Origin of the sequence: Nonomuraea sp. JJY05, assembly GCF_043496855.1 — a bacterium.
In the GTDB taxonomy this organism is placed as follows: Bacteria; Actinomycetota; Actinomycetes; order Streptosporangiales; family Streptosporangiaceae; genus Nonomuraea.
Genome location: NZ_JBIEIS010000070.1, coordinates 1 through 23,943, shown reverse-complemented (window position 1 = coordinate 23,943; position 23,943 = coordinate 1). Strand labels below are relative to the sequence as shown.

Sequence of the window (23,943 nt, the reverse complement as noted above, 5' to 3'; positions counted from 1 at the left end):
TTAAACCGTTTACGCGCGGAGCCCCACGCCGTCGAGGGTCGGCGCAGGTGGATGCCGTAGTATCCGGTTCATGCCATCCCCCCTGCGCCTCCCGCCCGCCGACCCGCGCCTGTCCGAGTTCACCGGCTGGACCCGCGCCCACTGGGAGAGCGTGGCGGATCATCTGCTCGACTCCGTGGTGCCGTACGCCACGGAGGGGTTCGCCCAATACCGCCTGCCCGGGCGGGCAAGCCGGTCGGGCACCGTCAGTGACGGTCTGGAGGGGTTCGCCCGCACGTTCCTGCTCGCGGCCTTCCGCATCGCCGGGGCGGGCGGACAGGTGCCGCCCGCCCTGCTGGAGCGCTACGCCGCGGGGCTGGTGGCCGGCACCGACCCGGCGCACCCGTACGCCTGGCCGCCCCTGGCCGACATGTCGCAGCCGCTCGTGGAGGCCGCCTCCATCGCGCTCGCGCTGCACGAGACCCGGCCCTGGCTCTACGACCGGCTCTCACCGGCGCAGCAGGAACGGGTGGTGGCCTGGCTGGCCGGGTTCGTCGGGCGGCGCACGCCGGACAACAACTGGGTGCTGTTCCAGGTCGTCGTGGAGCAGTTCCTGGCCGAGGTGGGCGGGCCGCACGACCCCGGCGAGATCGCCGGCGGGCTGGAGCGGATCGAGGACTGGTACGTCGGCGACGGCTGGTACTCCGACGGCAAGGGCAAGAACTTCGACTACTACTCCGGCTGGGCGATGCACCTGTATCCGTCGCTGTGGGCGCGGATGGCCGGCGACACCGCCCGCGCGCGGCTCTACGCGGACCGCCTGCACCGGTTCCTGGAGCACTACCAGCACCTGTTCGCCGCCGACGGCGGGCCGGTGCACCAGGGGCGGTCGCTGATCTACCGGTTCGCCACGGTCGCGCCGCTCTGGCTGGGCGCGCTGACCGGCGCCTCGCCCCTGCCCCCGGGGCGGACCAGGCGGATCGCGAGCGGCGTGCTGCGCCACTTCGTCGAACGCGGCGCCCCCGACGAGCGCGGCCTGCTCACCTGCGGCTGGTACGACCCGTTCCCGCCCGGCACCCAGGACTACTCCGGCCCCGCCTCGCCGTACTGGGCCAGCAAGGCCTTCCTCGGCCTGCTGCTGCCGCCCGAGCACCCGGCCTGGACGGACGCCGAGGCGGCCGCGCCGGTCGACCTCGCTGACCAGGTCGTGGCGATGCCCCCGCCGGGCTGGCTGCTGCACGCCACCCGCGAGGACGGCGTCGTCCGGCTGGTCAACCACGGCAGCGACCGCGACCGCGTGCAGGACCCCGCGGGCGCGCCGGACCCGCACTACCTGCGGCTCGCCTACACCAGCCACACCGGTCCCGACATCGGCGAGCGGGCGGTCGACGGGCAACTCGCCGTCACCTCACCCGAAGGGGCGATCTCCCGGCGGCGCCGCATCGAACCCCTCGCCGTGGGCGAGCGCTTCGCCGCCTCGGCGCACCAGGACGGCCCCGTCCGCGTGGTGACCGCCTCCGTGGTCGACGGCGCGGCCGAGATCCGGATCCACCAGGTCACGGCGCCCGCCGGACACCAGGTACGCGACGGCGGCCACGCGCTGGCGGACCGGCAGCCGCCCGAGGCCCGGTCCGGTGACGCCTGGGCGCTGGCCCGGCGCGCCGACGGCCTGACCAGTGTGATGCGCGGCCTGCACGGCTACACGGGGGCGGGCATGGCGAGCGCGTACGGCGTGAACGCCTTCGGAGCGCACTCCGCCACGCCCTACCTGATCCGCGACGCCCACCCGGGCGGGACCGCCGTGTACGTCAGCCTGGTCCTGCTGACGGCGGCCGAACGGGAGCCGCTCGCGCCGCAGGTGCGGGTGAACGGGGACGAGGTCACCCTGTGGCCGGCCGCAGGGGATCCGATCACGGTCCGCCTCGGCGCCGTCCCCGAGTTCGTCGAAGGGCCCACCGCAACCCGCAGGCAGGGGGGCGCGTAAGCCCCACGTGAGCGGTAGTTCGTCCTGCGAATTGTAAGGTCTTTGGATGTTACCCTGAACGCGTGGAAAAGCATGATGATGCTGGCCGGCTCGGGGTGGTGGCCGCGCTGGTGCGGTCGACGTTCCTGGTGAACGCCGTGTACGCCGAGTCCGCCAGGGAATATGGGCTCACCTCGCAACAGGGGCAGTTGTTGTGCGTGCTGATGGCGCAGCCGATCGGCATGAGCGAGCTGGGCGCGACGCTCGGGCTGGCCAAGTCCAGCCTGACCGGCCTGGTGGACCGCACCGAGCGCAACGGCCTGGTCCGGCGCAGACCGGACCCTCATGACTCGCGCGCGCTGCGGATCGCGCTGACCAGGAAAGGCTCCGAGCTCGTGACGGAGTTCTACGCCGAGACCTGCAGGCGGGTCGAGGCCCTGACGACGGGCCTGCCCGACGCCGACCGCGACACCCTCGCCGACCTGCTCGGACGGGTCGTGCAGGACAACAAGGTCCCCGTGGTCTTCCTGGAGCCCGGCGAGGGGGCCCACGCGTAGAGCCGCCCCTCGAGTTGAAGTTCGTGTAGCGAACTAATATGGTTCGTAGCACGAACTCAATCTTTTTTGTTGATCGGGGCGTGCAATCATGAGTGGTAAAGTGGTGGTGGTCGGCGGCGGTTACGGGGGTTCGGCGCTCGCCAAGGCGCTGGACGTCGAGGCGGACGTCGAGGTCGTCCTCGTCGATCCCCGTGACGCGTTCTTCAACACGGCCGGGTCGCTGCGGTCGGTGACCCGGCCGGACTGGGGGAGCAACATGTTCTTCCCCTACAGCGGGTTCCTGACCCGGGGCACGGTCATCCGCGACCGGGCGGTCTCCGTGGATCCCGGCGGCGTCACCCTGGCCTCGGGGCAGCGGGTCGAGGCCGACTACCTGGTCCTGGCCACCGGCTCCAGCTACACCTACCCGGCCAAGCCCGTCGCCGACTCCACCGAGCAGGTCCTGGACGACCTCCGCGGGACCCACAAGGAGCTGGCCGGCGCCGAACGGGTGCTGATCCTGGGCGCCGGCCCGGTCGGCCTGGAGCTGGCCGGGGAGATCAAGGAGGTCTGGGAGCACAAGCACGTGACCGTCGTCGACCCGGCCGAGCAGCTGCTGCCCGGATTCGAGCCGCGGCTGCGCCAGGACCTGCACCGCCAGCTCGACGAGCTCGGCATCCACCTGCGGCTGGGCACCGAGCTGGCCGCGCCGCCGGCGACCGGGGCCGGCCAGGCCGGGACCTTCACCGTCACCACCACCGGCGGGGAGGAGCTCACCGCCGACATCTGGTTCCGCGCCTACGGCGTGCGCGTCAACAGTGACTACCTCGCCGACGGCCGGCTCACCACCCGCACCCCGCAGGGACAGGTGCGGGTCACCGAGACGCTCAACGTCCGCGGGTACGACCACGTCTACGCGATCGGCGACATCACCGACGTCCCCGAGGCCAAGATGGCCGGGTACGCGATGCAGCACGCCGAGGTGGTCGCGGGCAACATCATCGCCCAGCTGCGCGGGGAGCGGCCCACCGCCGCCTACCAGCCCCTGCCGCACCCCATGATCCTGCTCCCGCTCGGGCCGCGCGGGGGTGTCGGCCAGCTGCCCTCGCCCGAGGGACCGGCCGTCGTCCCGGCCGAGACGGTGTCGGCGTACAAGGGAGCCGATCTGTTCACCGGCCGCTTCACCGAGCAGTTCGGCTCCGCCCGCGCCTGAGGCGTGATCATGAAATTCGAAAGGAAAGGCAGCACCTTGTCCGGACATGACGTCATCTTCGGCTTCGGCGCGCACAGCAGCGTCGACGAGGCGCCGGTCCTGCTGCGCATGGCCCGGCAGGCCGACCGCGACGGGCTCGACCTCCTGTCGCTGTCGGACCATCCCTACATCGGCAGGCGCCTGGACGCGTACGCCGCCCTCGGCTTCATCCTGGGGAGCACGCGCCACATCGCCGGCCTCGTCAACGTCACCAACCTGCCGACCCGCCCCGCTCCCATGCTGGCCAGGACGGTCACGTCGCTGTCGGCGCTGTCGCAGGGCCGCGTCGTGCTGGGCATGGGCGCGGGCGGGCTGTGGGACCGCATCGCCGACATGGGCGTGCCCCGGCTGTCGCCGGGCGCCGCCGTGGAGGCGTTCGAGGAGGCGATCGTCCTGGTCAAAAAGCTGTCGGGAGGGGGCCCGCCGGTCACCTACGAGGGCCGCCACTACCAGGTGCGCCGGATCGAGCCGGCTCCCGTGGCCGCCGCCCCGGTGTGGACGGGATCGAACGGCGCGAAGTCCCTGGCCGCCACCGGCCGGGTGGCCGACGGCTGGCTCCCCGGCCACGCGGCCGACTGGCTCAGCGAGCGCTACCGAACCTCGCGGCCGATCATCGACGAGGCGGCGGCGGCCGTGGGCCGGGATCCACGCGAGATCCGTACGATCTACAACTTCCCGGGCCGCATCACCGACCGGCCGCTGCCCGCCACCCGCGACGGTGACGGCCGCTGGATCGGCGGCTCCGTCGATCAGTGGGTCGAGGAACTGACCGGGGCCGTGCTGGAGCACGACGCGTCGGGCTTCATCCTCTTCTCGGCCGATCAGGGCTCCGCCGACCTCGTCACCCTCGGCCGCTGGGCCGGGGAGATCGTCCCGGCCGTGCGCGAGGCGATCAAGGCCTCGTGAAGCGGCGCGTCAGTGGGGGCAAATCGATGTACAGCGAGCCAGATGCCGCAGCTCACCGCGCCATGCGGCCACGGATGACGAGCCGGGCTCCCCGCCGCTCCTGAGCGGGGATTCCGTCGTCGTGGAGCGCCATCGAGCTCCCGTGGTGAGCCGGTACCGGTGATCCGACCGTCCGCTCGATCCTGTGGCCGGCTCCCGCCGACAGGCGGGAGTTCGCGTACCTGGGCTTCACGGGGTGGACGGGTCCGCTTGGACTTCAGGGGCGAGCCGCTGGAGATGCGGCGGCGGGCCGGTGGATTCGTCGCTCTGCCGATAGTCGGTGAGGTCGCGCAGGTGCCGGATCGGTGAGGCCAGCAGGACCAGCGGTATGCAGACGGCCGCGACGACAAAGATCATCAGGGTGACCCGGCCACCGAGCACCCCGGCGATCACTCCGGCGACCAACCCGCCGATCGGGATCGCACCCCAGGAGACGAAGCGGACCGTGGCCATCACCCGAGGCAGCAGGTCGGGCGGGCTGGCGATCTGCCGGTACGTGCGGGTCACCACACTGAGCACCACGACGCCGGCGGCGAACACCATGTTGCCGGCGGCGAAGGCGGCGAAGCCCTGCCACCCGCTGCCGAGGGGAACGACGAGCGCCCCGGCGACCGCGACGAAGCCGGAGATGATCACGGCGCGGGCGGTGCCGAGCCTGGCCGTGACCTGGTTCGTCAAAGCCACGCCGATCAGCGTGCCGACGCCGTCCGCCGCCAGCAGCAGGCCGACGAGGCCGGGCTCGGCGTGCAGCTCGCGTACGAGATACAGCGCGTAGAGCGCGTGCTGTGCCCCGCAGACCGTGTTCGCCGCGGTGGCGGCCCACATGCACGGACCCATGACCGGGTGGCGCACGACGAAACGCCAGCCTTCGCGGATCATCGCGCGCATCGGTGGCCATCGGTCGGGGGCCTCTGCGCGGCGTTCGGGCAGGGTCCGCAGCAACAGGGCCGAGACGAGGTAGCTGGCCGCGTCGACGAGGAGGGTGGGCACCGCCCCGAGCACCTGGACGATGAGACCGCCGACCGACGGCCCGCCGAGCTGGGTAGTGGCGTGGGTGCCGGACGTCAGGCTGTTACGGGACTGCAACTGCTCCTTGCTCACGATCGACGGCAGGAAGGTCGAGTTGGCGACGTCGAAGATGACGTTCGCGAAGCTGATCACGAGGGCCACGACCACCAGCTGGACGACCGACAGCCGGTCCAGCCACCAGGCCAGCGGAATGGAGATGACCGCCGCCGCGCGAGCCAGGTCGGCGCCGACCTGAACCCTTCGCATGGGGAGCCGCTGCACCAGCACCCCGGCAGGCAGGCCTATCACGATCCAGGCGACGTAACCGGCGGCGGCAATCAGACCCATCTCGAACGCGGAGGCGTCGAGCACCGTCAAGGCCGTCAGCGGCAGCGCCACTGCGCCTACCGCCGAGCCGGCCGCGCTGGTCGTGCCGGCCGCCCACCACCGCCAGAAGACGCCCGCCCCACCTCCATGGTCGATTCCCATCCCAGCGCCTCTCCTCAAGTAAGTTCCATAATGAAACGCACTATACTGGAGTACGTGAAGCGCGCCGATCTGCCCGACTCCGACTGCGGTATCGCGCAAGCGCTCGGAGTGATCGGCGACTGGTGGACGTTCCTGGTGGTGCGCGACATCGCCGGCGGCACCACCCGCTTCGACAGCCTTCAGCGTGAGCTCGGCGTCAGCCGTCGAGCTCTGGCCGAACGCCTGGCCAGGCTCGTCGACCACGGGGTGCTCGAGAGGCGGCCCTATTCCGATCGCCCGCCGCGCTACGACTACGTGCTGACCACGAAGGGTGAAGGCCTGCTGCCGGCGCTCATCGCCCTGCAGGATTGGGGTGCCAGACATGTGATGGGCGATGGGGCGCTGACCGCGACCAGCCAGGACGGGTCCGCCGAGAGCCGTCGCGTGCACGAGCTGGTCGACCGGAAAATGCCGGAGGTCGTGCTGCAACGACATGACGGCGAGCCGGTCGCGCCCAACGCACCGGGCGGCGTCTGGACTGTGCTCTACTTCTTCCCCGGCGCTTTCGCCCCGGGAACCCAGGACTACCCGCCCGGTTGGGCCGACATCCCGGGGGCGAAGGGTTGCACTTTGGAGGCTCTCACCTACGCGTCACGGTGTGCCGACTTCGAGGCGGCAGGTGCCACGATCCGAGGCGTGAGCACCCAGCGGCCCGACCAGTTGGCCGCCTTCGTCACGCACGCGAGCTTGCCCTATCCCCTCCTGTCCGACCAGGACAGCAAGCTCGCCGCCGGGCTGCTGCTGCCGACCTTCCGGGCGGCCGGCGTCGACCGCTTCAAGCGCCTCACCCTGTTGGTCGATCCCGACGCGATCATCCGGGCGGTGCAGTTCCCGATCAGCGATCCGGCCGGTTCAGTGGACGAGATGCTCGCCCTCGTCCGGAGCTCGTGACAACGATCCGTGCGCGTTCGTCGCCCATCACCCATGAGATGCTCGGCTCTGCGTTGCCTGTCCGGTCCGAGCCGCTGCTCCCGGTAACGGCCGGATCGCTCGACGAACGCCGGTAGCCCTCGCGCCGCCCGGCGGCCACCGCCGGCATGGCGACCGCGCCGGCCGGCAGCGCTCCCTCCGCGCGTTGCGCCGCGGCCTACGGAATGGGTCCTCCGCGGACAACCACTTCTGGCGGACTGTGCGGGCATGCGGACGCGGTGTCGTGGCCGAGGCAGGTGTGACACAACCATGACACCGCGCGAACGAGGCGGGGATACGGCCGGTCGACAGTGGACGGGGTCGGCCGGCGGGCGATTCACGGAGCGTGCTGTGCGGCGATCCGGCCGCCCGCGTCGGGACGACGCGGTGCGGCCCAGGTGGCCCCGGGTGGCTGCGGCGCCCGGCCCTCGTCAAGCAGGGCGGGACGAGCCGGCCGGAGCTGCTGTGACCGTCCGCTGGGACACGACATTACGACGAAGGCGATCAGAGAAGGAGAAGGCGTGGCAGATGACGGGAAATGGGACCGGCGTTCGCTGTTTCGGGGCGCCGCCGTGCTGGCCGGTGCCGCCGCGGCCGCGCCGCTGCTGGGCGAGGCGGCCCCGGCGCTGGCCGGCAGCGGAGACGCGGACGCGCTGTTCAAGGCCGGCAAGTTCGAACAGGCCGGCCGCGCCTATGAGGAGATCCTGAAGAAGGACCCCAAGAACCTGCACGCGGCCCGCCAGCGCGGCTATGTCGGGCTGCTGGCCAACCAGTTCCCCGACGCCGAAAAATACCTCAAGCTGGCCCTCCAGCTGGCGCCCGATGACAAGAACACCCACTCCTTCCTGGCCGACTGCTACATCCGGCAGGACAAACTGACCCTGTCCGCACCCCACTGGAAGGCGGCCGGCGAGGACAGCTACGCCAAGTGGTTCGCGGCAGTCAGCGGCGAGGGGTACCAGATCCACGGCGACCTCGCGCGGCTGCCGATCAAGCAGATGGACCCGATTCCGCTGGTGGAGGCCTCAGTCAACGGTGGACCGACCAAGCGCTTCATGTTCTACACCGGCGCCCCGAACCTGAGCATGCGCGCGTCGGTGGCCAAGGAGGCCGGGCTGAGCCCCGTCGCCAGCCAGAAGATCGACTACGAGGACAGCGTCATCTGGGCGCACTACGGGATACTGGACTCCATCAAGCTGGGCGGCATCGAACTACGCAACGTCCCGGTGGGCTGGTCGTCAACGGAGTCGGGTGAGGACGTCGGCACCGACAGCGACGGCCTGATCGGCACGTGGGTCTTCTACCACCTGCTGACCACCTTCGACTACGCGGGCCGGCAACTGATCCTGCGCCGCAGAACTCCCGAAACGGCCAGGAAGGCACGAGCCACCGCCAGATCGGCGGGCGTACAGCCCCTTCCAATGTGGCTGGCGCGTGAGCAATACCTGCACAGCACGGGCAGCTTCACCGGCGCCACCGGCTCCCGCACAGGGGTGGTGGGCGTGAACTTCGGCGGAACCAGCGAGATCGCCGCGGGCCTGCGCGGGCCGACGGCCGAGCAGCTGGGGGTCCGCAGCGACTACGACCGCGAGATCGGCACCTTCGGCAGCAGCCATCCGGCCGTCGTCTACCCCTGCTACCCGAAGGAGATCCGCCTCGGCAGCGCCGCCGCCAAGGAGGTCTACTGCTACACGAACCCCAACCAGCCGGTCAACGTGCCCTGGCCCTATGGGACAGGGTTCGACGCGATGGGCTGGTTTTCCCACTGCTTCTGGAAGCCCTACAACATCACCGTCGACTTCACCGACATGAACCTCTACATCGCCCGCGGCGCGGCCACCTGATCACCGTGACCGCACGGGCGTCATAGGAGCTACCTGGAACTGCCGGCTTCTACCGGCGAGGGGGTGCGGCGGACCAGAGGCCCTCACCCCCTCGCCCGGCGCCGTCACTACCAGCGCGGATGGCCACCATGAGCGAAAGGCCACTCGAGTACTAGGCCGTTCGCGCTGCCACCGTGCGCCAGCCGAAAGTGACGGCGCCGGTCAGGAGTGCCGCCCCGGACAGCACGCCGCTGACGAGCGGCACCCAGGCGACCGCGCCCGTCGGGGCCAGGAGCAGGCCGGCGACGCCGAGCAGGGTGAGGACCGCACCGGGTACGGCGATGCCCCGGTCCTTCCAGATCGGCGCCAGGGCGATGAAGTGCACGCCGACCACGAACGCGACCCAGGCCACGTTGGCCTGCGCTGGAAGCCCCCAGGCGGCCAGCACCCGGAGCCCGCCGAAGAGCAGGAGCGCCTCGGCGGCGACGACGATCAGATAGCCGCGGCCGAACATGTTCGGCCGCGGGCCGTCGCCGGTGTGCTGTCTTCGGGCCGCGACGAACCACATGGCGACCACGCTCGCGGCCGCCAGGCAGGCGACCGCGCGCAGGAGGTTCACGGTCAAGGTGTTCAGCGGACTCTGCGCGTTGACGACGACGAAGACCGCGCCGAAGACCGCGCCGACTAGCAATCCAGTCATACGTTGCATGACGTTCATTGAAGTGCGTGCCGGATCCCGTCCGCAGGGGGGCTGGGGCGAGGACGGGGTAGTCCTGGCCCTACCCCGCCGTGCCGCGCAGGTAGGCGAGCACGGCCAGCACGCGCCGGTTGTCGTCGGCGGTCGCGGGCAGGTCGAGCTTGGTGAACACGCTGGCCACGTGTTTGCCGACGGCCGCCTCGGTGATCGACAGAGCGCGGGCGACGGCGCTGTTGGAGCGCCCTTCGGCGATCAGCGCGAGCACCTCGCGCTCCCGCTGGGTCAGCCGGCGCGTGGGCTCGGTGATCTCCCTGGCCTTCACCCAGGTCCGCTCGAACAGGTCGATGAGGGTCGTGATCAGGCTCTGCTGCCTGATCACCAGAGCTCCCGGCGCGTGGGGGACGGGGGTGATCCGGACGAAGGCCACCGCGCGGTCGAAGACGAGCAGTTGCTGGATCGGCTCGTCGATGACCCGATGCAGGTCACCGGCGGCGTGCAGCTCCCTCATCCGGGCCGCCTTGCGATGGTCGTCCAGGACGCTCGCGTGGACGATCGTGCGCATCGCCATGCCGCGCCGCAGGGCGTCGAGCACGCGCAGGCGGCTCTTCTGCTCCTCGCGGCCGTGCTCCGTCGAACCCACCGGGTGCATGGCGCGCAGCTCGCCGGCCGTGCGGACGGCCTGCGCGATCTGCTCCCGGACGAGCTCGTTGTCCTCCACTCGCTCGACGTCGACGGGGATGCCGCGCAGCTCACCCACCACCTCCTCCAGCTGATGGGCAAGCTGGGCCAACGACATGCTCTCGTCCACGCGCCCCCTCATCCGATCGCACCGCCGTACTGGGACATTCTGACCGATCCCTTGGCGGCCCGGGAACCACGGCCCGTCGTCTCCGTCCGTCATGAGCCAGTCTGGAAGACATCAGCCCCTTGACAGAGGTGATCGTCGTGACTGACCTGTCCGGATTCCAGCATCCCCGCCTGGCCCGCGTGTACGTCGAGACCTCCGCCGCCGCGGACCAGCGCGGCGGGCGGGAACACCGCAAACGGCTCCTGGAGGGGCTCGAGGGCCGGGTGGTCGAGATCGGCGCCGGCAACGGCCGCAACTTCGCCCACTATCCCAAGACGGTCAGCGAAGTCGTCGCGGTCGAACCGGAGGACACCCTGCGCCGCTTCGCCGAGGCCGAGGCCGCCTCGGCGCCCGTGCCCGTACGGGTCGTGGCCGGGCACGCCGAGGCCCTGCCGGGCGAGGCCCACGCCTTCGACGCCGCGGTGGTCTCGCTCGTGCTGTGCAGCGTGCCCTCCCCGGCGGCGGCGCTGGCCGAGATCGCCCGGGTGCTCAGGCCGGGCGGAGAGCTGCGCTTCTACGAGCATGTACGTTCGTCGAACCCGGCGCTCGGCCTGTTGGAAGACGTGATCACCCCGCTGTGGCGGCGCATGGCCGCAGGATGCAGTCCCAACCGCGACACGCTCGCCGCGATCCGGCGGGCGGGGTTCGCCGTGGACGAGGTGGAGCGGTTCGCCTTCGCGCCGCAGCCGCCCGTCCCCGCCCTCGCGCATCTCATCGGCCGGGCGCACCGGACCACGTAGAGCGCCCCGGTCAGGGGCGGACCGCGCCGAGCAGGCGGGTGCGCCAGTAGTCGTCCAGGTTGACGACCTTGATGACGTCCCCGGTCTGCGGCGCGTGCACCATCTTGCCGTTGCCGGCGTACATGCCCATGTGCCCCAGCCCCTTGCTGAAGAGCAGGTCCCCGGGCTGCAACGCGTTGAGGGGGACGCGGCGGGCGGAGCCCCAGCTCCACTGGGTCCAGGTCGTACGGGGCAGCTCGACCCCCGCCTGGCGCCAGGCGGCCCGGGTCCGGCCGGAGCAGTCGTAGGAGCCCGGTCCGGTGCCGCCGAACCGGTACGGCTTGCCCACCTGGGCGAAGGCGAACTGCAGCGCCACGCGGGCGTTGCCGGAGGCCGGGCCGGTGTACTTGATGCCGGCGCTGTTGGGGTCGCCGGTCTTGAAGGCGCCCAGCCTGCGCAGCAGCTTGGTCTGCTCGCCGATCAGCTTCTGGATCTTGGACTTCTCGTCGCTCACCTTGTCGCGCGCGGCGTCGGCCTCGGCCAGGGTGGTCTTGGCGTCGTTGCGCCGATCGCGCAGCTCCTTGGTGGCCGCCTCGTAGGCGCGGATCTTGGCCGCCCGGGACTCGGTCATCTCCTGGAAGGAGGCCATGCCGTTCAGGATCGCCTGGGGGTCGGCCTGGCCGGCGAACCGCTCCCATCCCCTGAGCGGGCCGAACTGGTAGTCGTTGACGGCCAGCCGGACGAGGTCGTCGCGCAGGTCGCCGGCTCGGGCGTCCTTGAGACGGAGCTCGGCGTTGAGGGTGTCGTACTTCTTCTTGGCCTTCTTGTACGCTTCCGTGGCCTGGTTGTAGCGCTCGACGACCTGGTCGGCCTGCTCGTTCAGCTTCACCAGCTTGGCCCTGGCCTTGGCCGGCGACGGCTCGGCCACGGCGGTGCCGGACGTGGCGGCCAGCACGACCACGGACAGGGCCGCGATCGCCGCTGTTCGTCCAAGCCTTGTCGGGACGGCCACTACGACGCCTCCTCGTAAATCTCCAGAACCTGGGGCGAAATAGTACAGAAGTGAAAGGGTTGTCTGGCCTGTTTGCGGCAACCGAAGATCCGGAACGGCCGGTACTACCTGCGCTAGGGGACGGTCACGCCGGTCCAAGAGGAGATACGCGCGGCGCGCCTTCGGCGTTCAACGGGAGAGTCATTGCGCTGGGACCTCTATTACTATGGCCCATAGTTGGCTTGTTGTCCGGATGAGCAGTGAGGTCGCTGGCTATCCTGGCATGAGTACTAAGGTCGGCAGGGTGAGGAGGGAGCGCATGGCACGGCGGTTGCTCCTGCCCGGTCTTCCCTGGCTGCTGCCCCTGCTGATCGCGTTCGGCGTGGCCGGCATGCACACGCTCGGGCATCTCGCCTCTCACCATGGTGTCGCCGTCGCTCAAGGCTCGCACGTTCACGCTTCTCCCGCGACGTCTTTCGAAATGGACCGGAGCGAGCTTGCGATCTGCTCGCGAGACGCGGTCGGGTTCGATCCGAGCGACGTGTGCCTGGCCGTGCTCACCTCGGTCGTCGCACTTGTGGGCGCGGTCGTCTGGGCCGCCACGCTGTACTGGCATGCGGGGATGGGCGGCTGGGGGTCCCCGGCGCGTACGGCGGCCAGAGCGCCGCCGCGCCGCCTGGCGCCGGGTCCCGCAGCGCTCTCGGTGATGCGCATATAGGCCGAAATATCGGCGGACGGTCGAAAGGCCGGTCCGCGATGACGGCCTGCGTAACTCCATCACCGAAGGAAAACACCATGTTCACGAATATCAGGATCTCTGCTGCCACCGCGGCGGCCGGAGCCGTGCTCGCGCTGGTCGCCGGTTGCGGCAGCGCCGACAGCGGCTCGACGGGGCCGGACATGGCCGGCATGTCCAGCAGCGCGCCCGCCGCGACGTCGGCGAGCGCCTCGCCCGCGGCGGCCTTCAACGACGCGGACGTGATGTTCGCGCAGATGATGATCCCGCATCACGAGCAGGCGGTCGAGATGGCCGACCTGGCCGCCACCCGGGCCGCCGACAAGGAGGTCAAGGAGCTGGCCGCGAAGATCAAGGCCGCTCAGGACCCGGAGATCCAGACCATGAAGGGCTGGCTGACGGCCTGGGGCAAGCCGATGCCGTCCGGCGGCATGGACCACGGGATGGGCCATGACATGCCCGGCATGATGTCCGAGGACGACATGAAGAAGCTGGAGGCGGCCAAGGGCGGCGCGTTCGACCGGAAGTTCGCCGAGCTGATGATCGCCCATCACAACGGCGCGATCCAGATGGCGCGTACCGAGCAGGCGCAGGGCTCCGACGCCGAGGCCAAGGAGCTGGCGAGGACCATCGAGACCGCCCAGCAGGCCGAGGTCGCCCAGCTGCGGGAGATCCTCGACCGCCTCTAGGAGACGGCCGCGCTCGGGGGCCGGGCGGGTCTCGCGCCCGTTGGGATGGCCTTCAGCGAGGCGATCCGCTGCGGCGTACACCGTGCGAGTGCCAGTGTCCGCCGCGCCGGGCGGCCGTGACCCGGCGCACCGTCCGGAGCTCGTGGGCGTTCGTCACCGGGTCGCCGGTCGTGGCGTCAGGTTCATGCGGATCCCGTCCGCGGCCCACAGCACGAACCGTTCGACGGGGACGGCGTCGTGTCCGGAGGCCGGCTGGAAGCGGAATCTTCTCAGGAGGATCGCCAGCACCAGTTCGGCCTCCATCATGGCCAGGCTCGCGCCTTCGCAGCTGCGCGGCCCGAGGCCGAACGGGATGTAGGCGTAGCGAGGCCGGCCGGCGATCTGGTCGGGGGCGAACCGGCCAGGGTCGAACGTCTCGGGATCGGGCCAGTACCGCGGGTTCATGTGGACGGCCCAGAACGGATAGAAGACGGTCGTCCCGGTGGGGATCTCGTAGCCGGCCAGGACGAGATCTTCGGTGGTCTCGCGGGCCCCGTACGGACCCGGCGGATACAGGCGCATCGATTCCTTGAGCGCCATCTGAAGACGGGTCAGCCGTTTGAGGTCGGCGTACTCGGGCGCGACGCGATCGGACAGGACCTCGTCGATCTCCGCCGTGACCCGCTCGGCCTCAGCGGGGTGCCGGGAGAGCAGGTGGAGGGTCCACGAGACCGCCACGCCGGTCGTGTGATGGGCGGCAAGCATGATCATCAACACCGTGTCACGCACGCGGGCCGGGCTCATCCCCGCCGCGACCAACGCCGCGGCCAGGGCGTTGCCGTCCTGCCGGCCCGAGGCCAGCACGTCGTTCACGGTGGCGCGCAGGTAGGCCAGGGCCTCCTGGGCACGCTTGCGTCTCTCCTCCTCGGTTCCCGGGTCGGCCGGCTGGTACTGACGGCCCAGGTACTCCGTGAGCACGACCTCGAAGGCCGTCACGACCTCGTCCGGGTCGTGGACGCCGGTGCCGAGGGCGTACTGGCAGATCATCCGCAGCGACAGCGCGCTCAGGTCCTTCTGCAGCTCGACCGGTCCCTCGCCGGCCTGTTCCGCCCACCGGTCCGCCAGCCGGCCGGCGAGCGCGGTCAAGCCGGCGAAGTGGGCCTCGTGGGAGCGGCGGCCGGCCAGCACGGACAGGACCGCGCGGCGCCATGGCGTGTGCTCGTCCGCGGGCAAGGTCTGCAGGTTGCCGGCCTCGCACAGCGGAGCCAGGAACGCGAACAGCTCCTCCGGCCGCTTGTCGACCTCGGCGGTGGCCTCGAGCAGCACCGGGTCCGCGATGGAGACCGCTGAGTCCGTGCCGGGCAGCTCGAAACGTACGACCGGCCCGTATTCGGCGTGCAGCCGCAGTTGGTAGGCGTGCAGGCCGCCCGCGGCAGCGATGTCATGCAGCCCGCCGTCACCTCGCGCGGGCGGTCCGGGAATCACCGACACGTTCCCTCCAAGGACATACGGATCTCTTCTACGTATCTCCCGTGAAGGGCGGCTTGGCAAGGTGCCGAGCACCCGCGGCGGCCTCCGGCGACCGTCACCGCCTCGGGTCCGACCCGCTCACCCGCAGGTGGAGGCGGCTGGTTCAGCGATCAAGGACGAGGGCGGAGGCTCACAGCGGCAGCTCCAGCGTGACGGTCGTCCCGTTGCCGGCCGATGAGGCGATGTCGTACCGCCCGCGCAACGCGGCGGCCCGGGCCTGAAGCTCTCTCCGGTCGATGACCTCGTGCGAGCCAAGCCCCGGCCCGTCGTCGCAGACGGTCAGCCTCAACGTGACCCCCGCGGTCAGCGCCATGGAGACGTACGTGGCCTGCTCGACGGCCGAGAACGCGTCGACCAGCACCGCGAAGGCGAGGAGGGCCGCCTCCTGCGGAACCGCACCCTCCGGCAGGGCCCACACCTCCACCGGAATCCTCGCCTGCCTGCCCCAATCGGCCACGAACGCCTTCACCGACTCCCGCAGGCCTGTGACAGGCGATGGCCCAATGATCACATCCGGTACCACGGTCATGACACCTCCTCCTTACGGCACCAGGGTGGTGGAGGGGTCTTGGAGCCACATGGTGATGGGATGAGAGTCTTATGAATCGTGTCGGCGTTCTGCGGCCGGCCTGATGGCCGGCTCGCGACGTCCTCCGGCAACCGTCGGGCACGTCGGTTGCAACGGCGGACCCGCCGCAGGGCGTGCTGAGCGTGAGGGGCGTCGCTTGCGGCCAGCATGTCCCAGGCGTGACGACGGAGAAGCACCACGGGACGCACAGGCGCCCGGCGGGCGCGGATCCCGTACGTCCCGTGGAGCAAGACTTCCGCGCGGTCAGTCGCCGTCCAGCGGCTCCAGCACGAACACCGGGATCTCCCGGTCGGTCTTCTTCTGGTAGTCGGCGTACGGCGGATACGCCGCCACCGCACGCTCCCACCACTCGGCCTTCTCCGCGCCGGTCACCTCACGGGCCTTCATGTCCTGCTTGGCAGGGCCGTCCTGAAGTTCCACATGGGGGTGGGCCTTGATGTTGAAGTACCAGACGGGGTGCTCGGGAGCGCCGCCCTGCGAGGCGACGGCGGCGTATCGGCCCTCGTGCTCCACGCGCATCAGCGGCGTCTTGCGGATCTTGCTGCTCTTGGCACCCAGGGTGGTCAGCAATATGACGGGCATTCCCGTGTCCAGCAGAGTCGTTCCCTTGGTGCCGCCGGAGCTCTCGTACAGCTCCACTTGCTCGCGCACCCACTGCGTCGGGCTGGGTTCGTACTCACCCGCAAGAGGCATGGCATCCATCCCTTGATCGGCAACTCACGTTCAGGACGCTCCAACACCCGGCCCGTGCGTTTTCATCCACGGCGCAGTCTTGGTCGGTCAGGTGCTGGGTGTGCGCTTTCACGCCGGCCGAAGTACGGACACGGCCTCCGGCAGCTGGTGGCCGCCACCGGATTGAGCCTCTACCAGGTGCGCAAGGTCTCGGTGACTGGATCACCTACGAGCGTGCGCGGCTTCTGACCCGGATCAGCAGGTTTCTGTCGGCCCCCGTGGCGCCTCATGCGACGCTCACGCTGTCACGCCGCCCAGGAGGTGCTGATGCGGTTGCGAATGTTGCGCCCGCAGTGGGCGATCTGGTGCTCAGCTCGTTGTCGTCGAGTCAAGCCAACCGGCTGCGCCAACCGGCCAGCAGCACCTCTGCCGATTCCGGCGACGGATGGGCAAAGCGAAGATAGTCGCGAACCGCGCGGTTGGAAGTCTTCTCGCACCGGTCGATGCCCGACACCAGGTCCTGCGGGACCACATAGTGGAACCCACGCTCCTCCGCCCCCAGGACCGCGTACAGCACGCAGCACTGGAGCTCCACCCCGCCGATCACCAAGCCGTCGATGTCCCACTCCGCCAGGACGTCCATGAACTCGCGGCTCTGCCAGAGATCGAACCGATCCTTGCGCACCACCCGGGAACCCGGCACCGGCCGCACGAACAGCTCCGCGCCCTGCGATCCCGCCACGCACAGCCGGCTGCCTTCCTCCCAGCGTCGCTGCCGCGAAGTCAGCCGATCGAACTCCAGCACCTGCTGCGCGTAGATCACCCGTGCGCCCAGCCGCGCGGCCTCCGCCGCGAACACGTTCGCCCGCATCGCCGTGCCCGCGTTGCCGGACGTCCCCGCCTGCGTCCCGTCAACGCCGGGCGGACCGCAGAAATCCCGCTGGAAATCAACCAGGACGACAGCAACCCTGGCCACGTCGAGGTCCAGCAGTTGTTCCACCCGGCGAACCTCATCAGCTCGGTCCACGTACCCATCCTCCCCAGCCCAAGCTCCCCGCACCGGCTCGAACCGGCGATGAAGTCCGTCGGCTCGCCGGGCCATCAGTCGTTGGGACCAAAGGTTGGGCGCCCTCAGCCGCCGTCCACCCACACGAACACGATCAGACCGGCGATGGCCAGGCAGACCGCGGCGATGAGGAAGGCACTGGCGTACACGGTGAGTCCGGTGGCGGCGCCGATGATCTCGCCGGGCACGCCGAGGTTCGGGCCGAGCACGGAGCCGAGGGTGCCCACCCAGACCACCAGGGCCAGCGAGCGGGCTTTGTGGTGCGGCCATGCGAGGTCGGTGGCCGCGAACCGTGATTGCAGGCTCACCGCCAAGCCGACGCCGATCAGCAGCAGGCCGGCGAAGAGCGGGACGATCATGCTCCACGTGCCGCGGCGACCAGCACCGCGCCGCCGGCGGCTGCTGTCCATCAGCCGCCGGCGAGGGCGGCGCGGCGTCCGCGGCGCGCGGCGAGAGTGCCCAGCGGCAGGCCGAGCAGGGCTGCGCCGAGCGTGCTCGCGGTACGGGCCAGACCCGCCCAGGCTTCGTTGTCGGTGACCGCTCCGGCCAGCAGGATGCCGATCGAGGGTGCGACACCTACCCCCACGGTGCCGATGATCTGTGCGGCGACCGGCACGGTCATCGTGCGCCGCTGGACAGCGTCGATGGCCGGGATGGGGTCGGTGCCGGGGAGGTGTTCGGTCTCAGGCACGAAAGTCCTTGTCTGCGGGACGTGGGGCGGCTGCGGAGCCGTGCGGGCAACTCCTCGGCACATGCGTAACCGCTGTCGTCGCGATGGCGGGACGAGGGCGAGCTCGCCGACGGGGTGTGCGAGCGGCGAGCGCATTCAGGCTGCGTGCCCCAGTGATGACGCCTGGCGCCACCACCGTTGGCGGCGTCAGGCGGTCTCGTAGATGCGCACGTCCGGAGCCCCGTTCAGGTAGGGCTGCAGAGCGGTGACGACGTCCTGGGTGAACAGCTCGGTGGACAGGTACGCCTGCGCGTCAGCGGCGGTGGCGAACCCGTGCAGCACCTGCACGTCCTCGTCCCGGACCAGCAGCTCCTTGCTCTTGGCGCCTGCGACCGTGTCCAGGAACGGCTGCTTGAACCGCTGGTAGACGCCGGCCGCGGCGGGCCCAACGCCCCGCGGCGGCGTCCTTGGCGGCGGGCCAGATGCGCCGCCCGCCGACGGCCAACCGGCAGGCGGCGGAGAACCCGTAGATCATCAAACGGTCACAGGGTACGGCGACCCGCCCGCCGGACCCACGTGTGTCATGGATTCGGAAACGTACGCCAGCGCGCCTACGGGCCGTAGCCCACATGCTCGCTCTGAGCCGGGGGAACAGTCGTAGCGTACATTTTTCGTTCCGCCACGCTCTGACCCGGAAACGAGCAGGCCCGCACCGGGAAGGTGCGGGCCTGCTCGTGGCGGTGCTTCGTCAGGCGGAAACGATGTTCTCGGCCTGCGGGCCCTTCTGGCCCTGGGTCACATCGAAGGCCACCTTCTGGCCCTCGTGTAGCTCGCGGTAGCCGCCCTGAGAGACGATGTTGGAGAAGTGGGCGAAGACGTCGGCGCCGCCGCCGTCCTGCTCGATGAAGCCGAAGCCTTTTTCCGAGTTGAACCACTTCACGGTTCCACTAGCCATGTCGATCTCCTCTTGATAGGTGCAGAACCGGAATCCGCACTGTACGAATCCCGCGTCGCCGCGATAAGCCCACCCGGAGAAGACCGGCAACAAAAATGCACCTGACGCTACATACCGTCAGGTGCACACAAGTTTCATGGGGTACCACAACTGCAACTAGATAGAACGTAGCACACCTTCAGCTGTGAAGCGCACGCCTCCTCGTGGGCGGGGGCCGCCCTCATAATCAACCCCTCGAGTCCCGCGCGAACGCCTGGCTGATGCCGAACGCATTGCGTCGTCGCACAGTGACTGGTCACCGTGACATACCGAGTGATGTCCCTGTTGTCCCACGTGACGACGCATGGGTGCGCCGCCCACCTCAGGCATGCGCACCCGGACCGGTGGTATGTGAGGGTCGGCCGCCGCCCGATCGGCTGCTGTTCATCGAGACGCTCCGCCCACCTGCTTGATCACACTCTGCTACTGACAATGGTGTCGCGGCCCGCTGACACTCTCCTGTCGCTCAACAGAAGCTGTCGGTGTCCAGCTTGAGTTGTCGGATTCCGGCTTTCGGCTCCGATCTTGGTGGTGCAGAACGCTCAGCCATGACGACTCTGCGCGCGCTGGCGGGCGCGATGGATGTGCCTCCTCGGGACGGGGAGTTCGAGGTCCGGTACGTCGCTGAGGGCGGCAGGCTGCAGCACGTCAGGGCTCTCGGGGGATCACCGCTGGATACCAGGCCCGCAGCGTGTAACCATGCGAGGCATGGATGACCTTGACAGCATCGCGGGTGTGATCCGGGAGAACCTCCCTGTCGTCGTGCCCGAGCGGGCCGATGAGGTGGCCGCGCGGTTGGACGTGGCTCTCGCCGAAGAGTCGTCCGTAGCCGGGTCGGAGCGCTTTTCAGGGAGGAGCCCGAGGTCAACGACTGGCTGAGCCTTCGGCTAACCCCGCCCAGAGGGACGGCGCTACGCAGCTACCAGGAGTTCCCCGGCCCTCTGGGTCGGGTTCCAGGCGGGCCGATGATCAAGTGCGCGCAGGGGCACGAGTGGGAGGGGCTCGACGCCGACATGGCGTTGCCGCCCTGTCCGGAAGATCACCGCCGACCAGATCGGCCAGATCGCCCCCTACCTGCGGCCCACATCAGCCGCTTCGGCGCGTACGCCACCGACGAGCTACATCGCCAGCCGGATCCGTTCGACCCCCTGCTGAAAGAGGTCGACTTCACCGACGTCGAGCTGGCCGCCTGATTTTCGGCGTGCCGATGGCTTTTGATCATCGTGTTGCCTCGTGCCTCGTGCGGCGCGGTCAGCCTGGAGCGTTCCAGGGTGAGCGGCTGTTGCCGCTGGGTGCGCCATTCGGCCGTCAGTACGGTGGCGTCGTCCTGCAGCCGGCCGCGCTGGTGTGCCAGGATGGCCTGGATCAGGCGGCGCAGGGTTTCCGGGGCCGACATGCCGTCGGCCTCGCGGCGGATGATGAAGTCGATGAAGCGCTCCAGCCCGAACAGCTCCCCGTTCGGGCTCTGGGCCTCGATGATGCCGTCGGTGTAGAACAGCAGCCGGTCCCCGGGTTCGAGCTGGTAGTGCAGCAGGCCGGTGGACAGGTCCAGGCCGAGACCCATCGGTGGGTCGGGCACGCTGGTCAAGGTGGCGACCTGCTGGCCGCCTCGGATCACCAACGGCGGATGGTGACCTCGATTGACCCAGGTCAGCCGGCCGGTCCGCAGATCGAGATCGGCCAGGACGCCGGTGGCGAAGCGGCCGGTGACCTGCTCGGCGATCGCCGCGTCGATAGCCTCGCTCGTCGCGGGCAGGTTCGTGCCCTGGCGGCGGCTGGTGCGGGCGGACCCGATGGCGATGGTGGCGGTGAGCCCGGCCGCGGTGTCGTGCCCCATCGCGTCGAAGATCGACACATGCAGGATGTCGCCGTCGATCGCGTAGTCGTAGGCATCTCCGCCCACCTCGTAGGCCGGCTCCAGCGCGGCGCTGACCACCACCCTGTCATCGGCGAAGGCCCCAGGCGGCAGCAGGTTCCACAACACCTCGGCCGACAGCGTCATCGGCCGGGTGCGGACCAGGCGGGAGTAGGAATCGCTGTAGGGGCGCTTGCTGATCAGCAGCAGCGAGACGAGCGAGGCCAGCCGGCCGGCCAGCAACGCCGCGGCCTCAGATCCCCGCTGCACGCTCACTCCCAGGACGCCGACCCGTTCGGTGCCGCTCAGCAACGGCACCCATAGTCGCTGCGGCCCCTCGCCGGCCGGCGAGGCAGGGACGCTCTCAGGAGCGGCGGGATCCATCACATGCCGGGCCTCGACGATCTCCACGCCGCGGAAGGCGCGCCCGGCCATGGTGGCGTCGATCCGGATCGCCTCAAGCCGCTCGCCGTACACGTCGCGCTGCCCGGCCAAGGGCACCAGCAGCTGCTGCTGCAGGTCAGCTACGTAGATCATCGTCTGAGAGAAGCCGGCCAGCCGTCCGTACGCGGCGACCAGGCCCGGCAGATCCTCCATCGCGGACAGCTGAGTGGCGTCCAGGAGGCCGCCCAGCATCCGCTCACCATCATCCGTCACCTTGACGCCTTCCCCCTGGAGCCTCTCCCCTCACAATAGATCGTCTCCTCCATGCGGAACGAGCTCCTTTCAAGCGTGCTGACCAGGGCTAACGTCTCCCGGGCGGGCTGGGGCGGGTGCTGGTGCGCAGTGTGTGCTTGCCGGCCACCATGCGTTGGTGGTCGAGGACGTCGGCGGGCTGCCAGTGCACGTGGGTGGCCCAGCCCAGGCGTTCGAACAGGCCGATGAGCGCGGCGGAGGGGTCGATCTGGCGGGGGCTGCGGCCGTGCCGGGCGCAGTTGGGCTGGCTGTGGTGGCCGTTGTGCCAGCTTTCCCCGAAGGACAGCAGGGCCAGCGGCCACAGGTCGGTGGAGCGGTCGTGGCGGCGGGTTTGGTGCGGCCGCTCACCGATCACGTGGCACAGGGAGTTGACGCTCCAGGTCACGTGCTGCAGCAGGGCGACGCGGACCAGGCCGGCCCAGATGAACGCGGTCAGCCCACCGTAGAGGCTGCCGCTGATCGCCCAGCCCGCCGCGAACGGCAGGAGCAGAGAAGCGGCGCACAAGGCGGGGAAGGCGCGCGAGATCCGCAGCATGGCCGGGTCGTTGCGCAGCAGGTCGGGGGCATACCGTGCGGCGGAGGTGGGCTCGCTGGAAAACAGCCAGCCCAGGTGGGCGTGGGCCAGGCCGCGCAGCTGCCCGCCGAGACCGGTGCCGTAGCGGTAGGGGGAGTGCGGGTCGCCCGGCCGGTCGGTGAAGGCGTGGTGGCGGCGGTGGACGGCCACCCAGTCGATCAAGTTGCCCTGAAGGCTCATCGACCCGGCCACGGCCAGGACGACGCGTAGCCATGGGCGGGCGGTGAAGGAGCGGTGGGTCAGCAGCCGGTGGAAGCCGACCGTCACCCCCAGCCCGGTCACGACGTAGAAGACGGCGGCCAGCAGCAGGTCGGTGAGAGTGATCCCGCTTCCCCACGCCAGCCAGATTCCGGCACCCAGCGCGATGAACGGCGCGATGACGATTGCCGCGGTCAGCGTCACCGGGACGATACCGGCCCGCGCGGGCGCAGCGGGCCGGGGGAACGGCGCGTGGCCGTCATAGCCCGCCTCGGCGGCGGTGCGGGTGGTGGTCGGCATGCTGGTCACGCCATGACCGGGAAGCGGCGGTCCAGCCCGGTGATGCGCAGCAGCCGGGCCACGCGCGGGGGAGCACCGGTCAGAGCCAGCGTGATGCCCCGTGTCCGGGCACGGCCTTGCACGTCGACCAGCACGCCCAACCCGCCTGCCCCGCAGAAGGTAACCCGGGACAGATCCAGGACGAGCAGGTCGGTGCTGTGATCGAGGGTGCTGATCAGCCTCTGGCGCAGCCGGGCTGTGGTGAAGATGTCGATGTCCCCCGACAGATGCACGAGGGTCGGCGCCGGGGCGCTCACCCCGGCGAGCGGGGCGGTGTCGATGACGGTCATGGAATGTCTCCTCACTGGAGAAGCTGAAACGGGATATGCCTGCCGGCCGGAAAGCCGACCTGCTGCCAGAACGGGCGGCTCCTGAACCGTTCGATCCGGCGGGCAGGCGACCGGGTTACGCGGGTCCTGACGGTCGTGCGATGGAGGAGCACGCCTCCTGGTCGGTGACCGACCCGCCCTCGTTCTCCCAGCAGGCCAAGCTGCCGGCGGCCATTGCGCACACAGGCGCGGCGGGCTCGCGCGGCAAACGCGTGAGGATGAGGATGTCATCGGCAGTCAAGCCGGCGGTGTCGTGTGCGGTGAGCTTGAGCGTGGTCTCGGCGGAACCGGCGGCGGTGCTCGGCGGGATGACCAGCAGGGCGACCGGCTCCGCAGTGGCGAAGAACAGAACGACCACGTGAGGGTCGGCGTGGCGGAACCAGCCGATTCGGACCTGCCGCCCGCGTGCCGGGATCCGGCGCGGGATGCGCTGCCACGCGTCCCGGGACACGCCGACCAGCAGCGTGGTCCGCCCCAGCCGCTGGTCGACGGCGGCGATGAGACCGGGCAGCTCGGCGGCCGCGTCGCGGGAGTATGGCCACCAGGCCCCGTCCACCACGGCTCGTCGGTCCAGCACCGGGTGGAGACTGAGCCGTAGCGCGGAATCGACCCGAGGGATCGCCGATGAGACAGGGCTGAGCGGTGTCGGTTGAGAAAGAAGCGTCGGCGTCATGGTCGTCTGACCTGTCCAGGCCTCCTGCGAAAGAGGCCGGTGGTGGTTCGCCGGGGGCGACGCCGACCTGGCTGCCAACGCTCGAAAAGACCTCGGTGTCTTCACTCTACCTCGTACTTCCGGAATTCTGAAATTCCGGAAGTAGACTGGGTGGGTG

Annotated in this window: 26 protein-coding genes; 10 read left to right on the top strand and 16 right to left on the bottom strand. The window is 70.1% G+C overall.

The genetic code is table 11. The features are described from left to right. Window positions 1-70 precede the first annotated feature (70 nt). From ACFKCF_RS57210 to ACFKCF_RS57195, 4 genes are all read left to right on the top strand, one after another. Window positions 71-1,963 (top strand): DUF2264 domain-containing protein, encoded by a 1,893-nt coding sequence (locus ACFKCF_RS57210; RefSeq protein ID WP_394505353.1) that lies wholly within the window; start codon window positions 71-73, stop codon window positions 1,961-1,963. Window positions 1,964-2,025: 62 nt separating this feature from the next. Then, a complete protein-coding gene (locus ACFKCF_RS57205; protein WP_394505351.1) occupies window positions 2,026-2,499 on the top strand; it encodes a MarR family winged helix-turn-helix transcriptional regulator in 474 nt (157 codons plus the stop codon). A gap of 88 nt (window positions 2,500-2,587) precedes the next feature. Continuing rightward, entirely contained in the window at window positions 2,588-3,691 is a 1,104-nt protein-coding gene (locus ACFKCF_RS57200) for an NAD(P)/FAD-dependent oxidoreductase (RefSeq protein WP_394505349.1), read from the top strand. Window positions 3,692-3,700: 9 nt separating this feature from the next. Further along, window positions 3,701-4,636 (top strand): LLM class flavin-dependent oxidoreductase, encoded by a 936-nt coding sequence (locus ACFKCF_RS57195; protein WP_394505347.1) that lies wholly within the window; start codon window positions 3,701-3,703, stop codon window positions 4,634-4,636. Between the two features lie 228 nt (window positions 4,637-4,864). Here ACFKCF_RS57195 and ACFKCF_RS57190 read toward each other — a convergent pair whose 3' ends face one another. Beyond that, window positions 4,865-6,172, bottom strand: coding sequence for an MFS transporter (locus ACFKCF_RS57190; RefSeq protein WP_394505345.1), 1,308 nt, complete (start codon window positions 6,170-6,172; stop codon window positions 4,865-4,867). A 54-nt stretch (window positions 6,173-6,226) separates the two neighbouring features. Between ACFKCF_RS57190 and ACFKCF_RS57185 the strand changes: the two genes are divergently transcribed. After that, entirely contained in the window at window positions 6,227-7,102 is an 876-nt protein-coding gene (locus ACFKCF_RS57185; RefSeq protein ID WP_394505344.1) for a winged helix-turn-helix transcriptional regulator, read from the top strand. Window positions 7,103-7,641: 539 nt separating this feature from the next. Beyond that, a complete protein-coding gene (locus ACFKCF_RS57180; protein WP_394505342.1) occupies window positions 7,642-8,964 on the top strand; it encodes an aspartyl protease family protein in 1,323 nt (440 codons plus the stop codon). Window positions 8,965-9,115: 151 nt separating this feature from the next. On the opposite strand, the gene ACFKCF_RS57175 is transcribed toward ACFKCF_RS57180, so the two are convergent. Together ACFKCF_RS57175 and ACFKCF_RS57170 are read right to left on the bottom strand one after the other, a co-directional pair. Then, window positions 9,116-9,643, bottom strand: coding sequence for a hypothetical protein (locus tag ACFKCF_RS57175; RefSeq protein WP_394505340.1), 528 nt, complete (start codon window positions 9,641-9,643; stop codon window positions 9,116-9,118). 79 nt (window positions 9,644-9,722) lie between these two features. Then, entirely contained in the window at window positions 9,723-10,448 is a 726-nt protein-coding gene (locus tag ACFKCF_RS57170; RefSeq protein ID WP_394505339.1) for a LuxR C-terminal-related transcriptional regulator, read from the bottom strand. A 137-nt stretch (window positions 10,449-10,585) separates the two neighbouring features. On the opposite strand from ACFKCF_RS57170, the gene ACFKCF_RS57165 reads away from it, so the two are divergent. After that, window positions 10,586-11,227 (top strand): class I SAM-dependent methyltransferase, encoded by a 642-nt coding sequence (locus ACFKCF_RS57165; RefSeq protein WP_394505337.1) that lies wholly within the window; start codon window positions 10,586-10,588, stop codon window positions 11,225-11,227. Between the two features lie 10 nt (window positions 11,228-11,237). Here the strand turns inward: ACFKCF_RS57165 and ACFKCF_RS57160 are convergent, their stop codons facing one another. Further along, complete coding sequence (locus tag ACFKCF_RS57160; protein ID WP_394505335.1) at window positions 11,238-12,218, bottom strand: NlpC/P60 family protein; 981 nt, start codon at window positions 12,216-12,218, stop codon at window positions 11,238-11,240. A 298-nt stretch (window positions 12,219-12,516) separates the two neighbouring features. Between ACFKCF_RS57160 and ACFKCF_RS57155 the strand changes: the two genes are divergently transcribed. Next, on the top strand, window positions 12,517-12,915 hold the full coding sequence (locus ACFKCF_RS57155; protein WP_394505329.1) for a hypothetical protein: 399 nt from the start codon (window positions 12,517-12,519) through the stop codon (window positions 12,913-12,915). Window positions 12,916-12,992: 77 nt separating this feature from the next. Then, entirely contained in the window at window positions 12,993-13,622 is a 630-nt protein-coding gene (locus ACFKCF_RS57150; protein WP_394505327.1) for a DUF305 domain-containing protein, read from the top strand. Between the two features lie 153 nt (window positions 13,623-13,775). Here the strand turns inward: ACFKCF_RS57150 and ACFKCF_RS57145 are convergent, their stop codons facing one another. The 8 genes from ACFKCF_RS57145 to ACFKCF_RS57110 form a co-directional block, all read right to left on the bottom strand. After that, window positions 13,776-15,092, bottom strand: a complete 1,317-nt coding sequence (locus ACFKCF_RS57145) for a cytochrome P450 (protein ID WP_394505325.1) — start codon at window positions 15,090-15,092, stop codon at window positions 13,776-13,778. 169 nt (window positions 15,093-15,261) lie between these two features. Then, window positions 15,262-15,660, bottom strand: a complete 399-nt coding sequence (locus ACFKCF_RS57140) for a hypothetical protein (protein ID WP_394505323.1) — start codon at window positions 15,658-15,660, stop codon at window positions 15,262-15,264. A gap of 303 nt (window positions 15,661-15,963) precedes the next feature. After that, window positions 15,964-16,413: a nitroreductase family deazaflavin-dependent oxidoreductase gene (locus ACFKCF_RS57135; RefSeq protein ID WP_394505321.1), complete on the bottom strand. Its 450-nt coding sequence runs from the start codon at window positions 16,411-16,413 to the stop codon at window positions 15,964-15,966. Window positions 16,414-16,780: 367 nt separating this feature from the next. Beyond that, window positions 16,781-17,392: a cysteine hydrolase family protein gene (locus ACFKCF_RS57130; protein WP_394505319.1), complete on the bottom strand. Its 612-nt coding sequence runs from the start codon at window positions 17,390-17,392 to the stop codon at window positions 16,781-16,783. 131 nt (window positions 17,393-17,523) lie between these two features. After that, a complete protein-coding gene (locus tag ACFKCF_RS57125) occupies window positions 17,524-17,817 on the bottom strand; it encodes a hypothetical protein (protein WP_394505317.1) in 294 nt (97 codons plus the stop codon). A gap of 50 nt (window positions 17,818-17,867) precedes the next feature. Next, entirely contained in the window at window positions 17,868-18,149 is a 282-nt protein-coding gene (locus ACFKCF_RS57120; RefSeq protein ID WP_394505315.1) for a hypothetical protein, read from the bottom strand. A 186-nt stretch (window positions 18,150-18,335) separates the two neighbouring features. Beyond that, window positions 18,336-18,476: a hypothetical protein gene (locus ACFKCF_RS57115; RefSeq protein WP_394505314.1), complete on the bottom strand. Its 141-nt coding sequence runs from the start codon at window positions 18,474-18,476 to the stop codon at window positions 18,336-18,338. Between the two features lie 400 nt (window positions 18,477-18,876). After that, window positions 18,877-19,083: a cold-shock protein gene (locus tag ACFKCF_RS57110; RefSeq protein WP_394505312.1), complete on the bottom strand. Its 207-nt coding sequence runs from the start codon at window positions 19,081-19,083 to the stop codon at window positions 18,877-18,879. A gap of 747 nt (window positions 19,084-19,830) precedes the next feature. On the opposite strand from ACFKCF_RS57110, the gene ACFKCF_RS57105 reads away from it, so the two are divergent. Next, window positions 19,831-20,001, top strand: coding sequence for a hypothetical protein (locus ACFKCF_RS57105; protein ID WP_394505310.1), 171 nt, complete (start codon window positions 19,831-19,833; stop codon window positions 19,999-20,001). 160 nt (window positions 20,002-20,161) lie between these two features. Here ACFKCF_RS57105 and ACFKCF_RS57100 read toward each other — a convergent pair whose 3' ends face one another. The 4 genes from ACFKCF_RS57100 to ACFKCF_RS57085 form a co-directional block, all read right to left on the bottom strand. Continuing rightward, complete coding sequence (locus tag ACFKCF_RS57100) at window positions 20,162-21,634, bottom strand: PP2C family protein-serine/threonine phosphatase (protein WP_394505309.1); 1,473 nt, start codon at window positions 21,632-21,634, stop codon at window positions 20,162-20,164. Between the two features lie 88 nt (window positions 21,635-21,722). Then, window positions 21,723-22,745: an acyl-CoA desaturase gene (locus ACFKCF_RS57095; RefSeq protein ID WP_394505308.1), complete on the bottom strand. Its 1,023-nt coding sequence runs from the start codon at window positions 22,743-22,745 to the stop codon at window positions 21,723-21,725. Window positions 22,746-22,750: 5 nt separating this feature from the next. Further along, window positions 22,751-23,074, bottom strand: a complete 324-nt coding sequence (locus ACFKCF_RS57090) for an STAS domain-containing protein (RefSeq protein WP_394505307.1) — start codon at window positions 23,072-23,074, stop codon at window positions 22,751-22,753. 115 nt (window positions 23,075-23,189) lie between these two features. Continuing rightward, a complete protein-coding gene (locus tag ACFKCF_RS57085; RefSeq protein WP_394505305.1) occupies window positions 23,190-23,786 on the bottom strand; it encodes a DUF5994 family protein in 597 nt (198 codons plus the stop codon). Between the last annotated feature and the right edge of the window lie 157 nt (window positions 23,787-23,943).